The following is a 14,722-nucleotide window of genomic DNA, read 5'->3' on the forward strand; positions in this document are numbered from 1 at the left end:
CCCGCTGAGTCAGCGCGGCGCCTTCGCCTGTCTTAGTTGAGCTTCTTGGCTTTTTCGATTGCTTCTTCGATCGTGCCAACCATGTAGAACGCTTGCTCAGGCAGGTGATCCAGTTCGCCCGATGCGATCATCTTGAAGCCTTTGATCGTGTCTTTCAGCGAAACGTATTTGCCAGGAGCACCGGTAAACACTTCAGCAACGTGGAATGGCTGCGACAGGAAACGCTGCATTTTGCGTGCGCGTGCGACCAGCAGTTTGTCTTCCGGTGCCAGCTCATCCATGCCCAGAATCGCGATAATGTCGCGCAATTCCTTGTAGCGCTGCAGGGTGCCCTGGACAGCGCGCGCGGTGTCGTAGTGTTCCTGGCCGACGACGAGCGGGTCCAGCTGGCGCGAGGTCGAGTCGAGTGGATCGACCGCAGGGTAGATACCCAGCGAGGCGATGTCACGCGACAGGGCAACGGTCGAATCCAAGTGAGCAAAGGTGGTTGCTGGCGATGGATCGGTGTAATCATCCGCAGGGACGTACACGGCCTGGATCGAGGTGATCGAACCGGTCTTGGTCGAGGTGATGCGCTCTTGCAGACGGCCCATCTCTTCGGCCAAGGTTGGCTGGTAACCCACTGCCGATGGCATACGGCCCAGCAGTGCGGACACTTCGGTACCGGCCAGGGTGAAGCGGTAGATGTTGTCCACGAAGAACAGAACGTCTTTGCCTTCGTCACGGAACGATTCAGCGATCGTCAGGCCGGTCAGCGCAACGCGCAGACGGTTACCCGGCGGTTCATTCATCTGACCGTAGACCATCGCCACTTTGGAGTTCTCTGGATTTTCCAGATCGACCACTTTGGCGTCAGCCATCTCGTGGTAGAAGTCGTTACCCTCGCGAGTACGCTCACCCACGCCGGCAAACACGGATACGCCCGAGTGTGCTTTTGCGATGTTGTTGATCAGTTCCATCATGTTCACGGTCTTGCCCACACCAGCACCGCCGAACAGACCGACTTTACCGCCTTTGGCGAACGGGCAAACAAGGTCGATCACCTTGATGCCGGTTTCCAGCAGGTCTTGCGATGGCGACAGTTCGTCGTACGCAGGCGCCACGCGGTGGATCGATGCGGTTTGCGCGTGCGATACCGGACCGCACTCGTCGATCGGGTTGCCCAGCACGTCCATAATACGGCCCAGGGTCGCTTTACCGACCGGTACCATGATTGGCTTGCCGGTGTTCTGGATTACCATGCCGCGACGCAGACCGTCGGAGGTACCCAGTGCAATGGTACGGACAATGCCGTCGCCGAGCTGCTGTTGTACTTCCAGGGTCAGTTCGGAGCCTGCCATTTTCAGTGCGTCGAAAACCTTCGGCATTGCATTGCGTGGGAACTCAACGTCCACCACAGCGCCGATACACTGAACGATTTTGCCATCAGCCATGTTCGTTCCTTCAATAGTATTTAAATTCGGGTTTAGACCGCGGCCGCACCGGCGACGATCTCGGAGAGTTCTTTGGTAATCGCAGCCTGGCGGGTCTTGTTATAGATCAGCTTCAGATCGCCGATGACGCTGCCGGCGTTGTCGCTTGCCGCTTTCATCGCCACCATCCGCGCCGATTGCTCGGACGCGAGGTTTTCGGCCACTGACTGATACACCAGCGCTTCCACATACCGCACCAGCAGTTCATCGATCACGGTCTGCGCTTCCGGCTCGTAGATGTAGTCCCATGCGTGACTACTCTTGTCGCCTTCCAGCTTGTCGGCGGTCAGCGGCAAGAGCTGCTCGACCATCGGGATTTGCTTCATCGTGTTTACGAACTTGGTGTAGCAGATATAGACTGCGTCCAGCTCACCTTCCTCGTAGCGGTCGAGCATGACCTTGATCGGCCCGATCAGCTTGTCGAGGTGGACCGTATCGCCGATCTGGATCGCATGCGACACGACCTTCACGCCAACGCGGTTCATGAAACCCAAACCTTTGTTGCCAATGGCAACCGCTTCAATTTTGTTGCCAGCCGTTTCCAGCTCGCGGGTCTTTTGCGTCAACAGACGCAAGATGTTGGTGTTCATGCCGCCGCACAGACCCTTGTCGGTCGTGATGACGATGAAACCAACGGTCTTCGCTTTCACGTCCTTGCCTTGCGCCATGAACGGATGCGTGTATTCCGGATTCGCCGTAGCCAGATGCGAGGTGATGTTACGAATCTTGTCACTGTAAGGGCGAGCGGCACGCATCCGGTCCTGCGCTTTGCGCATTTTGGACGCGGCGACCATTTCCATCGCCTTCGTGATCTTCTTCGTATTTTCTACGCTCTTGATCTTGTTACGTATCTCTTTGCCTACTGCCATGAGTCCTTACTCCTTTTGTATCCAGCCGTTTAGCATGTTGAGGACCGACTTTCGCTACGCTCAAGTCCGTCCCACAACTTATTAATTCTTGAGGACCGACCTACGCTGCGCGCAGGTCCGTCCCACAAGCGTTAATACGCGCCGGATTTCTTGAAGTCAGCAATGGCTGCGGCCATGGCGGCTTCGCCATCCTTGTCCAGTTGCTTGGTTTCTTCGATCTTGGCCAGGAGAGCAGCTTGCTTGGTCTTCATGTAGCCGTGCAGACCGGATTCGAACGCCAGTACGCGTTTGACTTCGACGTCATCGAAGTAACCTTTGTTCACTGCGAACAGGGTCACTGCCATGATCGAGATCGACATTGGCGAATACTGGGCCTGCTTGAGCAGTTCGGTCACGCGTGCGCCACGGTCGAGCTGCTTGCGGGTCGATTCGTCCAGGTCGGAAGCGAACTGCGCGAACGCAGCCAGTTCACGGTACTGCGCCAGGTCGGTACGGATACCGCCGGACAGGCCCTTGATGACCTTGGTCTGGGCGGCGCCACCGACGCGCGATACCGAAATACCGGCGTTAATCGCAGGACGGATACCCGAGTTGAACAGCGAGGTGTCCAGGAAGATCTGGCCGTCGGTAATCGAAATCACGTTGGTCGGAACGAAAGCGGACACGTCGCCAGCCTGGGTTTCGATGATCGGCAGTGCAGTCAACGAACCGGTCTTGCCTTTGACGGCGCCGTTGGTGAAGTCTTCGACGTATTTTGCGTTCACGCGTGCCGCGCGTTCGAGCAGGCGGCTGTGCAGGTAGAACACGTCGCCAGGATAGGCTTCGCGGCCTGGTGGACGGCGCAGCAGCAGCGAGATCTGACGGTAAGCAACTGCTTGCTTCGACAGGTCATCGTAGACGATCAGTGCGTCTTCGCCGCGGTCACGGAAGTATTCGCCCATGGCGCAACCAGAGTACGCGGAGATGTATTGCATTGCAGCCGACTCGGAAGCCGATGCTGCCACGACGATGGTGTATTCCATCGCGCCGTGCGTCTCGAGCGAGCGCACGATGTTCTTGATGGTCGATGCCTTCTGGCCGATCGCGACGTAGATACACGTCATGTTCTGGCCCTTCTGGTTGATGATCGCATCGATCGCGACAGCCGATTTACCGGTCTGGCGGTCACCAATGATCAGCTCGCGCTGGCCACGGCCGATCGGCACCATCGAGTCGATCGACTTCAAGCCGGTCTGCATTGGCTGCGAAACCGATTCGCGGGCGATCACGCCCGGTGCGATTTTTTCGATCGCGGCGGTCAGCTTGGCGTTGACAGGACCCTTGCCGTCGATCGGCTGGCCCAGGGCGTTGACAACACGACCCTTCAGTTCAGGACCGATTGGCACTTCCAGGATGCGGCCGGTGGTCTTCACGGTGTCGCCTTCGGAAATGTGCTCGTAAGCACCCAGAATCACGGCGCCGACGGAGTCGCGCTCGAGGTTCATCGCCAGGCCAAAGGTATTGCCCGGGAATTCCAGCATCTCGCCCTGCATCACGTCCGACAGGCCATGGATACGGCAGATACCGTCGGCTACGGAGATTACCGTGCCCTGATTGCGAATGTCAGCCGAACCTTCGAGGCCTTGGATCCGGCTTTTGATCAGTTCGCTGATTTCAGATGAATTAAGTTGCATGCTAACTCCTAATAGTTTCTTGATGCGTAAGGCAAGGGCGTCTGCGCCGGCGCGTTGTGCGATTCTTTACGCTGTCAGCGCAACATGCATCTGTTGCAGCTTGGCGCGTACCGAGGTATCGAGCACTTCATCACCGACGACCACGCGCACACCACCGATCAGCGAGGGATCCACTGTCACCGTTGGGTTGAGCTTGCGGCCAAATTTCTTTTCCAGCGTCGCGACCAGTTGCGCAACCTGCGGCTGGGCAATCTCGAAGGCGCTGGTGATGTTGGCGTCTGCGGCACCGGCATTCGTGTTCTTGAGCACCTGGAACTGGGCGTAGATTTCCGGCAGCAGCGACACGCGGTGGTTTTCTACCAGCATGGCAACGAAGTTGCTCACTTCCGCGGTCGTTGGCGACTTCAGCAGCGAGCCGATGGTCGATGCGACATCGGCAGCGTTCACGTTCGGGTTGGCCGCGTAGGCCAGCACATCGTGGTGAGCGCCGAGCTGGGCCAGCTCGGACAACACTTCGGACCAAGCTGCCACGTTGCCTTGCTGGGCAACGCGGTACAGGGCTTCGGCGTAAGGACGGGCGACGGTTGCGAGTTCGGCCATGATTACAGCTCGACCGACAATTGCGACAGCAGGTCGGCGTGGGCCGCTGCGTTCACTTCACGCTTGAGGATCTGCTCGGCGCCTTTGACGGCGAGGGCAGCGACCTGGCCACGCAGTTCTTCGCGCGCGCGGGTAACTTGTTGCTCGGCTTCAGCTTTGGCGGACGCGATGATGCGGGCCGCTTCGTCAGCAGCTGCTTTCTTTGCGTCGTCGAGAATCATGGCGGCGCGCTTTTCGGCGTCGATGATGCGCTTTTGACCTTCGTCACGGGCAGCGGCCAGGTCTTTCTGGACTTGCTCATGGGCTTTCTGCATTTCTTCCTTGCCGCGGTCAGCTGCGGCCAGGCCGTTCGAGATCCTCTGGATGCGCTCGTCGAGCGCTTTCATCAGTGGGGGCCACACGAATTTCATCGTGAAACCAGCCAGGATGAAGAAGACCACGAACTGGGCAAACAAGGTTGCGTTTAAGTTCACGGTATTTTCCTTCTTACAAAAACGGATGCCGAACCCGGAAGGTTCGGCAATTCATAACCAGCGAAGTGCCGAACTTAAATTACTTCGGTACGAATGGGTTGGCGAATGCGAACAGCATTGCGATACCAACACCGATCAGGAACGCCGCATCGATCAGACCAGCCAGCAGGAACATTTTGGTTTGCAGGGTGTTCATCAGTTCAGGCTGACGAGCCGAAGCTTCGAGGTATTTGCCGCCCATGATAGCGATACCGATACAAGCGCCGATAGCGCCCAGACCGATGATCAAACCGCAAGCCAGAGCAACAAAAGAAAGGTCAGTCATGAGAGTTCCTTCAAAAAGTAAATTAAAAACTAGATTAAAAATTACAAACTTTGCCAACTACTACTATGTTTCGATTCTGTTCGAGCTGTGCCGATCAGTGACCTTCATGCGCCTGGCCCAGGTATACCAGGGTCAGCATCATGAAAATGAACGCCTGCAGGAACACGATCAGGATGTGGAAAATAGCCCAAACCGAACCGGCGATGACGTGGCCGACAAAGCCAAACGTCGTAGCCATCGCACCCAACAAAGCGATCAACAGGAACAGCAGTTCGCCAGCAAACATGTTGCCGAACAGTCGCATGCCGAGCGACACGGTTTTTGCTGCGTACTCGATGATGTTCAACAGCAGGTTGAACGGCGCCATGGCAATGCCGAATGGTGCGGAAAACAGTTCGTGAATCCAGCCGCCGAAACCCTTGATCTTGATGCTGTAGTAGATCATCAGTGCGAACACGCCCAGGGCGATGCCCAGCGAGCCGTTCAGGTCGGCGGTCGGAACCACGCGGTGATACGGGAAGATATGTTCGATACCCAGCAGTTTGAACAAGGCGGAGAACAGATCGACTGGCAAGAAGTCCAGCGAATTCATCAGTGCAACCCAGACGAACACGGTCAGTGCCAGCGGCGCGATGAAGCTGCGGTCGCCGTGCACGATGCCCTTGGCCTGGTTGTCGACCATCTCGAAGACCATTTCGACAGCCGCCTGGAAGCGGGTCGGCACGCCGGAGGTGGCCTTGCGGGCCGCCATCCACATGATCAGGCAGCCAAGAATGCCCATGGCGATCGACCAAAACATGGTGTCCATGTTGATAATGGAGAAATCGACCACATTTTCCTGATGCTTGGTCGAAAAGTGACCCAGGTGGTGCTTGATGTATTCTGATGCAGTCTGCGCGTGTGGTGCGCCGGCTTCAAGTGTTGGACTCGTCATGTCAGTGCCTAAATATTAAGAATATGTAACTTTTCAGCGCCACGATGAAGCCGCCAATCATGGCGAACACATTCAAGTCGCGGTACAGCGAGAAGGTCGCGGCAATCAGCGCCACCGTCAAAGCAATCTTTATGAATTCCCAGATAAAAAACGATATCGGGTCGGCCCCACCTGGTTTCTTCGTATTGGCGAACAGGCGCAACGCGAACACGGCATTGGGCAAGACACAACACAATCCGCCGAACACCGCCGACAGCATCGCAGCCCATCCCCCCAGAAGCGCGGCGATGAGGCCAGCAGCGACTGTTACCATCAATTGCAGGGAGACTAAGCGCAACATGTTGTATTCCTTGCGCCAGCCATATATGTGCCGTGTTTCGGTGTCTGAATTATGTGAATCAGCGGGATTATAAGTGCTTATGCTGGCATGCGTCAAACGTTGCCGCACTGTGAATGAGCCTGATTGTGTTCAAAAACCACGCATTTTTCTGCAATCTGCACTAAACGGGGGCGAACTGGTCCTCCTTGCTAAACGTTAACTAGAAGAAACGTCTTGCGTGATAATGTTCGTGGGAGCGGTCGGTGCGGCTCACTTCTGGCTGCTGGCGCGGGGTACAGTTATATCGTAGGCGCGTGGTCGGGAGGGGGCAATTACCTGGGAGGTTATGAGCACGTCGTTCCCGCGCAGGCGGGAACGACGGGGTTGAGGTCTAGATGATGCTATTGGATCGATTTAGGCCCGCAAACGCGCCAGTACGCCGTCCAAAATATCCAGATCGGCAAAATCGATGATCATCTGTCCCCTGCCCTTCGCGCCCATCTTGAACAACACCGGCGTGGCCAGCTTGTCGGACAGCTCTTCTTCCAACCGGGCAATATCTCCCGATTTTTCCTTCTGCCGGGTCGTGCTCGGGTTGGCCTGCTCTTCCAGTTCCCTGGCCACCAGCTTTTCAGTCTCGCGTACCGACAGGCGTTTTGCCACCACCTGGTTGGCCAGCGCGATCTGGCTGGCCGGGTCCACCGCCAGCAAGGCGCGCGCGTGACCCATGTCCACATCGCCGGCCATCAGCATGGTTTGCACCGGCGCCGCCAGGTTCATCAAACGCAGCAAGTTCGACACCGCGCTGCGCGAACGCCCGACTGCAGTGGCCGCCTGCTCGTGCGTGAAATTGAAATCCGAGATCAGGCGATGGATGCCCTGCGCCTCTTCCAGCGGATTGAGATCCTCGCGCTGGATGTTCTCGATCAGCGCCATCGCGGCTGCGGCCTGGTCGTCCACGTCGCGCACCAGCACCGGGATCTCGTTCAGCCCGGCCAGTTGCGCCGCGCGGAAGCGCCGTTCGCCGGCGATGATCTCGTAACGCACCGCGCCGGTCAGCGTGTCCTGCCCGATCGGGCGCACCAGCACCGGTTGCATGATGCCCTGGGTTTTGATCGAGGCGGCCAGTTCGTTGAGCGCGCCTTCGTCCATGCGCGTGCGCGGCTGGTATTTACCGGCCTGCATCTGATGCACGGCCAGCACCGACGGCGTGTCGGGCTTGGCGCCCTCGCCGTCGCCGCCCAGCAGCGCGTCGAGCCCGCGACCGAGCCCCTTGAGTTTTTTGGTTGCCATATGTTCGTTGCCTATCTGTGTGATGCGTATGTTTACATTGTCTTGATGCGTTCGACCATCTCGGCGCCAAAGGCGATGTAGGCCTGCGCTCCTTTCGAGGACGGATCGAACACCACGCCCGGCACGCCGTACGACGGCGCTTCGGCCAGGCGCACGTTGCGCGGAATGATGGTATTGAAGACCTTGTCGCCGAAGTGCTGCTCGAGCTGGGCCGACACCTGTTGCGACAAGGTCATGCGCGGATCGAACATGACGCGCAACAGGCCGATGATCTTCAGGTCGGTGTTCAGGTTGGCGTGCACCTTCTTGATGGTGTTGACCAGGTCGGACAATCCTTCCAGCGCGTAGTACTCGCACTGCATCGGGATGATCACGCCGTGCGCGGCGCACAGGCCGTTCAGGGTCAGCATCGACAAGGCCGGCGGGCAGTCGATCAGGATGAAGTCGTAATCCTTGTCGACCGAGGCCAGCGCATCCTTCAGGCGGCGCTCGCGGTTTTCCAGTTCGACCATCTCGACTTCGGCGCCGGCCAGTTCGCGGTTCGACGGCAGCACGTCGAAGCGCCCCGCTTCCGAACGCGTGCGCGCCGCGCTGACCTCGGCCTCGCCCAGCAGCACTTCATAGGTCGATGCCTTGAGCCCGGCCTTGTTGATGCCAGCGCCCATGGTCGCGTTGCCCTGCGGGTCCAGGTCGACCAGCAGCACGCGCTGGTCCAGTTTGGCCAGGCCCGCCGACAGGTTAACGCTGGTGGTGGTCTTGCCTACCCCGCCCTTTTGATTTGCAACGCAAAATATTTTCGCCATGTATGCTCTTATAATAGTTTGATGCAAACGATTTATACTGTTTTAATCGTATAAACCGTTTATTCGATTTATACGGTTTAAACGATATAAACCGTTTATATGATTTATACGATTTATTCTGTGCGCAGGTTCTTTTCGATAAAAACCAGATGCCGTTCAGCTTGCAGCCCTGGAACCTGGATAGGCCGCAATTCGCTCACTTTCCAGTCGGCCGGCAGCCGTTCTTGTTCGTCCGCCGGCGCCGTGCCTTTCAAGGCAATGAATTTGCCGCCCTCGGCCAGCAGGTGTCCCGACCAGTTCACAAAGTCGGACAGGTCGGCAAAAGCGCGCGAGGTGATGACGTCGAATTTGTGCGGCACCTGCAGCTGCTCCACGCGCGCCGTGTGCACGGTGACATTCGCCAGGCCCAGCTCGGCTTTGACTTGCGTGAGGAACGCGGTTTTCTTGTGCACGGTATCGATCAGGGCCACTAACATGCCCGGCCGGGCAATCGCCAGCACGATGCCGGGCAGTCCACCCCCTGCCCCGACGTCGAGCACGCTGGCCGCGCCCTCGAAGGCCGACACCGCGGCCAACGAATCGAGCGCATGGTGGGTTGCCATCTGCATCGGATCGCGCACCGAGGTCAGGTTGTAGACCGAATTCCACTTGTGCAGCAGCGCCAGGTAGTCGAGCAATTGCGCGTGCTGCTGTTCGCTCAGGTCCAGCTTGAGTTCTTTAATGCCATTGGCTAGTACGGGCGCAATGGCGTTACGGTCGAAAAACTTCATCCTGCCAACTCCTCGTTGAGCGTGGCGAACCCTTTGGCGCCACGCTTTTTCAAATGCACCAGCAACAGCGAGATGGCCGCCGGCGTCACGCCCGAGATGCGCGACGCCTGCCCCAAGGTCTCGGGACGTTGCTTGTCGAGCTTCTGGCGCACCTCGATCGACAGCGCGGTGATGTCGAGGTAGTCGAATCCAGCCGGCAATTTGAGGTTTTCATAGTGGTCGTGCCGCTCGACTTCCTTGGCCTGGCGGTCGATATAGCCGGCGTATTTGAGCTGGATTTCGACCTGTTCCTTGACCGCAGGGTCATCAACGCCGGGGCCGGCAAGCGCCTGGCCTTCCACGCCGGACAAGCCCATCAGCTTGTCGTAGTCCACGCCGGGACGGCGCAGCAAGTCGGCCAAGGAATATTCGCGTTCGATGGCCTGGCCGATCACACGTTCCGATTCGGTACTGGCGAGGATGCGCGGGTTCACCCAGGTGGTGCGCAGGCGTTCCAGTTCGACGGCGACCGCTTCGCGCTTGCGCTCGAATGCTTCCCACTGGGCGTCGCCCACGCAGCCGAGTTTGCGCCCGATTTCGGTCAGGCGCATGTCGGCATTGTCTTCACGCAGGCTCAGACGATACTCGGCGCGGCTGGTGAACATGCGGTACGGCTCGGCCACGCCTTGCGTCGTTAAGTCATCCACCAGCACGCCGAGGTAGGCTTCGGAACGGCCCGGAATCCACGCATCCTGGCCGCGCGTCAACAGCGCCGCGTTGATACCGGCCAGCATGCCTTGCGCCGCCGCTTCTTCGTAACCGGTAGTGCCGTTGATCTGGCCGGCAAAGAACAAGCCTTGCACCGCCTTGGTTTCGAGCGAGGTTTTCAGGCCGCGCGGGTCGAAATAGTCGTATTCGATGGCGTAGCCCGGGCGCAGGATGAAGGCGTTTTCCATGCCCTTCATCGAGCGCACCAGGGCGATCTGCACGTCGAACGGCAGGCTGGTCGAGATACCGTTTGGATAGAATTCGTTGGTCGTCAAGCCTTCGGGCTCAAGGAAAATCTGGTGCGATTCCTTGCCCGAGAAGCGGTGGATCTTGTCTTCGATCGACGGGCAGTAGCGCGGACCGACGCCTTCGATGACGCCGGTGTACATCGGGCTGCGGTCCAGGCCGGCGCGGATGATGTCGTGCGTCTGCGCATTCGTATGCGTGACCCAGCACGGCACCTGGCGCGGGTGCATGGCGGTGTTGCCCATGACCGAAAAAACCGGCACCGGATCGAGGTCGCCCGCTTGTTCGGACATCTGCGAAAAGTCGATGCTGCGGCCATCGATGCGCGGTGGCGTGCCGGTCTTCAGGCGGCCTTGCGGCAGCTTCATTTCTTTCAGGCGCGCAGAGAGCGAAATCGCCGGCGGATCGCCGGCACGGCCGGCCGAGTAGTTTTGCAGGCCGACGTGGATCTTCCCGTCGAGAAAAGTACCAGCCGTCAGCACCACGGCGCGAGCGCGGAACTTGATGCCGATCTGGGTCACCGCCCCGACCACGCGGTCGCCTTCAAGCATCAGGTCGTCCACTGCCTGCTGGAACAGCCACAGGTTCGGCTGGTTTTCCAGGCGCGAGCGGATCGCTTGCTTGTACAGGATGCGGTCGGCTTGCGCGCGGGTGGCGCGTACGGCCGGGCCTTTGGACGAATTCAGGATGCGAAACTGGATACCGGATTCGTCCGTGGCAATCGCCATGGCGCCGCCCATGGCGTCGACTTCCTTGACCAGGTGTCCCTTGCCGATGCCGCCGATGGAGGGGTTGCAAGACATCTGGCCGAGCGTCTCGATGTTATGGGTGAGCAGCAAAGTCTTCTGGCCCATGCGGGCAGAAGCGAGTGCAGCCTCGGTGCCGGCATGGCCGCCGCCGACGACGATGACGTCGAATTCAGTTGGAAATTGCATGATGGAGTGTAGAGCGAGGGATATGAGGCCCGATTATAGAGTCTTTTCAGACCCCCGACTCTTTTGCACCCAGAATCTGCGATTTTCTCGCAACGGAGTGTTTCACGTGGAACGTGCTATTTGACGAACTTCGATGGTTTCACGTGGAACATCCAGCATGGCTTGGGCGCTGTTCCACGTGAAACAATCACCACTTCACGATGGCGTCGTAGCTTGTCTTGACGATCAGCAGGCTGACCACGACCAGGAACAGTTTGCGCACAAACGCGCTGCCGTGCTTGATCGCCAGCTTGGTGCCGACCAAGGAACCGGCGACCTGGCACACCGCCATCAGCAAGCCGAGTTGCCAGAGGATATGGCCGCTATAGCCGAACCACATCAGCGCCGACAGATTGCAGGCCACGTTGACCACCTTGGCGGCAGCCGAGGCGCTGAGGAAATCGAACCCGAAAAAGCGCACATACAGGAACAGCAAGAAGCTGCCGGTGCCGGGACCGAAGAAGCCGTCGTAGAAACCAATGGCCGCGCCAATGCCCACCGCCACCCAGCGCTCGGTCGCGCCGCTGTGCAATGGTGCGTGGACGCTGCCGAAATCCTTCTTGCGGAAGGTGTACACGGCGACCGCCACCAGCACGAACGGCAGCGCGGTACGGACGAAATCGGCCGGCACCTTGGTCACCGTGTAAGCGCCGGCAAACGACAGAAGCAAGGCCGACACCGCCGCCGGAGCGGCAGCGCTCCACGCTACCCTTACCTTGCGCGCGTAATTCACGGCCGCAGCCCCCGTACCGAAGATGCCCGCGAACTTGCTCGTTCCCAACAAGGTCGCTGGCACTTCACGTGGAAACACCGAGAACAGCACAGGTACCTGGATCAGTCCGCCTCCGCCAACAACAGCATCTACCAAGCCGGCGAGAAAAGCCGCGCATCCGAGTAAGGCGAAATCGATCATGAATTTTCCAGGCAATGGGGCGTAACAGCACAGCCGGATATTGTACGTAAGAAATCCGAAGGACGTTTCCTCCGCCCATTTTCCTGCCCGGTACGCCAATGGTGTAAGCTTTTGACATCTCCCATCGACCAAGAGGTCCCCAATGCCCGAGTCCGCCGAGTTCAGTTTCAGCACCGTTCCCCACCTCGTTTCCGGCCCTGGCGCGAGCAGCCGGCTCGGTTCCCTGGTCCGCAGCCACTTCCCCGATGCGCGCCGCGCGCTGATCGTGACCGACCCGGGCTTTCTCGGCACCGGCCTGGTCGGCACTCCGCAGCGCTCGCTGGAACAGGAAAATATCGCGGTCCACGTCTGGTCCGACGTCGTCGCCGACCCGCCGGAATCGGTGGTACTGCAAGCGGTGGAAGTGGCGCGCCGGCACGATGCCGACCTCGTCATCGGCCTGGGCGGGGGCAGCTCGATGGATGTGGCCAAGCTCATTGCGGTACTGGCCGGCAGCGAGCAGCCGCTCAGCCAGATCTACGGGATCGGCAATGTGCGCGGCAAACGGCTGCCCTTGGTGCAGATTCCGACGACCGCCGGCACCGGGTCGGAAGTAACCAACATCGCCATCGTCACCACCGGCGCGACCACCAAGATGGGCGTGGTCGCGCCCCAGCTGTACGCCGACCTGGCGATCCTGGACGCGCAACTGACCCTCGGCCTGCCGCCGCTGGTGACGGCCGCGACCGGCATCGATGCGATGGTGCACGCCATCGAAGCCTTCACCAGCAAGCACAAGAAAAATCCGATGTCGGACAATCTGGCGCGCCAGGCCTTGTTCCTGCTGTCGCGCAACCTGCTGCGCGCCTGCGAACACGGCGGCGATCTGGCGGCGCGCCAGGCCATGCTGCTTGGTGCGTGCCTCGCCGGCCAGGCGTTTTCCAATGCGCCGGTGGCGGCGGTGCACGCCCTCGCTTACCCGATCGGCGGCATATTTCACGTGCCACATGGCTTGTCCAACGCGCTGGTGCTGCCGCATGTGCTGCGTTTTAACCTGTCGCACGCGAGCGCGCATTACGCCGAGCTGGCACAGATTGTCGATCCGGGCGCGAGCGGCAGCGACGAAGCGCGCGCCAATGCGCTGATCGCGGCGATGGAAAAGATCGCTGCGCAAACCGGCATCCAGACCACCCTGCGCCAGGTCGGCGTGGGCGAATCCGATATCGACAAGCTGGCCGACGATGCGATGCTGCAAACTCGCCTGCTCGGTAACAACCCGCGCGAACTGACGCGCGACGATATCCACCGCATCTACAGCGCCGCCTACTAAGAGCCTATTCTTGTAGGCAAGGCGCCGCTTGCTGCCGGCCCCTCGGAAGCGGGGACGGCGTTGCTCGTCGTAGCATGGCTAGCCATGCGTCCTCCTCCCGCCTTGTCCGCGCTCCCGCTGGACCGGCATCCAGCTACGCTCCCTACAAGAATAGGCTCTAAGCGACTAGCTCATCACGGCGCCACCGTCGACGTTGAGCGTCTGCGCCGTGATGTACGCCGACTCGTCGCTGGCAAGAAAAATCGCCGCGCCCGCCAGGTCGCCCGGCGTGCCCATCCGTCCGAGCGGCACCGCCAGTCCCACCGCCCTCTTCTTCTCGCCCGGCTGCAACTGTTCGTAGCGCGCGAACAGCGCGTCCACATGCTCCCACATGGGCGTGTCGACCACCCCCGGCGAGATGGCGTTGACGCGAATGCCGTGCGGCGCCATCGCCAGCGCGGCCGACTGGGTGTAACTGATCACCGCCGCCTTGCTCGCGCAGTAATGCGCCACCATCGCCTCGCCGCGCCGTCCGGCTTGCGAGGCCAGGTTGATGATGGCGCCGGTCCGGTCCGCGTCCACCATCGATTGCAGCACCTGCTGCATCACAATAAACATGCCTTTGACGTTGACGTCGAAGATGCGCTGGTACATCGCCAGGTCCGATTCCAGCAAGGGCGCCATGTCGAACACGGCGGCATTGTTGAAGAGGATATCGGCGGGGCCGAAGCGGCCGGCGGCCAGCGCCAGCATGGCCGCGACCGCGCCGGCGTCGCGCACGTCGGCGCTCAGGTAGTGCAGGTGGTCCGGGTAGCGCGCCATCAGCGGTGCCAGCGCGGCCGGCGCCGTGCCGGCCAGGTCAACCACGCTGCAACGCGCTCCCTCGGCCAGGTAAGCCTCGGCCACCGCCAGGCCGATCCCGCCGCCGGCCCCGGTCAGCAGGGCATGCCTGGATGCGAGCCGGTTCATGCTTGCGCGCTGTGTGGACATCATCAATCTCCTTGCGTGTGGGTAGTGCGGAAA

At 59.9% G+C, this 14,722-nt stretch carries 15 protein-coding genes; 1 reads left to right on the top strand and 14 read right to left on the bottom strand.

The genetic code is table 11. The features are described 5' to 3' along the window. Positions 1-32: 32 nt before the first annotated feature. From atpD to F2P46_RS11515, 13 genes are all read right to left on the bottom strand, one after another. Positions 33-1,433 carry a F0F1 ATP synthase subunit beta gene (atpD, locus tag F2P46_RS11455; RefSeq protein ID WP_054265482.1) on the bottom strand — a complete coding sequence of 467 codons (1,401 nt, stop codon included), beginning with the start codon at positions 1,431-1,433 and terminating at the stop codon, positions 33-35. Between the two features lie 32 nt (positions 1,434-1,465). After that, positions 1,466-2,341, bottom strand: a complete 876-nt coding sequence (atpG, locus tag F2P46_RS11460) for a F0F1 ATP synthase subunit gamma (RefSeq protein ID WP_166889069.1) — start codon at positions 2,339-2,341, stop codon at positions 1,466-1,468. 131 nt (positions 2,342-2,472) lie between these two features. Then, on the bottom strand, positions 2,473-4,014 hold the full coding sequence (gene atpA, locus F2P46_RS11465; protein WP_166889072.1) for a F0F1 ATP synthase subunit alpha: 1,542 nt from the start codon (positions 4,012-4,014) through the stop codon (positions 2,473-2,475). Positions 4,015-4,080: 66 nt separating this feature from the next. Next, on the bottom strand, positions 4,081-4,614 hold the full coding sequence (locus F2P46_RS11470; RefSeq protein WP_166889074.1) for a F0F1 ATP synthase subunit delta: 534 nt from the start codon (positions 4,612-4,614) through the stop codon (positions 4,081-4,083). Positions 4,615-4,616: 2 nt separating this feature from the next. Next, positions 4,617-5,087: a F0F1 ATP synthase subunit B gene (locus F2P46_RS11475; protein ID WP_166882471.1), complete on the bottom strand. Its 471-nt coding sequence runs from the start codon at positions 5,085-5,087 to the stop codon at positions 4,617-4,619. A gap of 79 nt (positions 5,088-5,166) precedes the next feature. Beyond that, on the bottom strand, positions 5,167-5,412 hold the full coding sequence (atpE, locus tag F2P46_RS11480) for a F0F1 ATP synthase subunit C (RefSeq protein ID WP_038494309.1): 246 nt from the start codon (positions 5,410-5,412) through the stop codon (positions 5,167-5,169). A gap of 94 nt (positions 5,413-5,506) precedes the next feature. Next, positions 5,507-6,346 (bottom strand): F0F1 ATP synthase subunit A, encoded by an 840-nt coding sequence (gene atpB, locus F2P46_RS11485; RefSeq protein WP_166889078.1) that lies wholly within the window; start codon positions 6,344-6,346, stop codon positions 5,507-5,509. A 1-nt stretch (position 6,347) separates the two neighbouring features. Beyond that, positions 6,348-6,686 (bottom strand): ATP synthase subunit I, encoded by a 339-nt coding sequence (locus F2P46_RS11490; protein WP_099873359.1) that lies wholly within the window; start codon positions 6,684-6,686, stop codon positions 6,348-6,350. A 393-nt stretch (positions 6,687-7,079) separates the two neighbouring features. Next, positions 7,080-7,958 carry a ParB/RepB/Spo0J family partition protein gene (locus F2P46_RS11495; protein WP_166889080.1) on the bottom strand — a complete coding sequence of 293 codons (879 nt, stop codon included), beginning with the start codon at positions 7,956-7,958 and terminating at the stop codon, positions 7,080-7,082. A 32-nt stretch (positions 7,959-7,990) separates the two neighbouring features. Further along, a complete protein-coding gene (locus F2P46_RS11500; protein WP_166889083.1) occupies positions 7,991-8,761 on the bottom strand; it encodes a ParA family protein in 771 nt (256 codons plus the stop codon). A gap of 113 nt (positions 8,762-8,874) precedes the next feature. Beyond that, on the bottom strand, positions 8,875-9,531 hold the full coding sequence (rsmG, locus tag F2P46_RS11505; protein ID WP_166889086.1) for a 16S rRNA (guanine(527)-N(7))-methyltransferase RsmG: 657 nt from the start codon (positions 9,529-9,531) through the stop codon (positions 8,875-8,877). Beyond that, positions 9,528-11,459, bottom strand: coding sequence for a tRNA uridine-5-carboxymethylaminomethyl(34) synthesis enzyme MnmG (gene mnmG, locus F2P46_RS11510; protein WP_166889089.1), 1,932 nt, complete (start codon positions 11,457-11,459; stop codon positions 9,528-9,530). Before mnmG ends, rsmG begins: the two co-directional genes overlap by 4 nt. Positions 11,460-11,646: 187 nt before the next feature. Next, positions 11,647-12,411, bottom strand: coding sequence for a TSUP family transporter (locus F2P46_RS11515; protein ID WP_166889092.1), 765 nt, complete (start codon positions 12,409-12,411; stop codon positions 11,647-11,649). A 142-nt stretch (positions 12,412-12,553) separates the two neighbouring features. Between F2P46_RS11515 and F2P46_RS11520 the strand changes: the two genes are divergently transcribed. Then, positions 12,554-13,720, top strand: a complete 1,167-nt coding sequence (locus F2P46_RS11520) for an iron-containing alcohol dehydrogenase (RefSeq protein ID WP_166889095.1) — start codon at positions 12,554-12,556, stop codon at positions 13,718-13,720. 165 nt (positions 13,721-13,885) lie between these two features. Here the strand turns inward: F2P46_RS11520 and F2P46_RS11525 are convergent, their stop codons facing one another. Further along, the gene (locus F2P46_RS11525; RefSeq protein ID WP_306667686.1) at positions 13,886-14,689 is read right to left on the bottom strand and encodes an L-iditol 2-dehydrogenase; all 804 of its coding nucleotides are present in this window, start codon (positions 14,687-14,689) and stop codon (positions 13,886-13,888) included. Between the last annotated feature and the right edge of the window lie 33 nt (positions 14,690-14,722).

The organism is Massilia sp. CCM 8734, assembly GCF_011682155.1.
In the GTDB taxonomy this organism is placed as follows: domain Bacteria; phylum Pseudomonadota; class Gammaproteobacteria; order Burkholderiales; family Burkholderiaceae_D; genus Telluria_A; species Telluria_A rubra.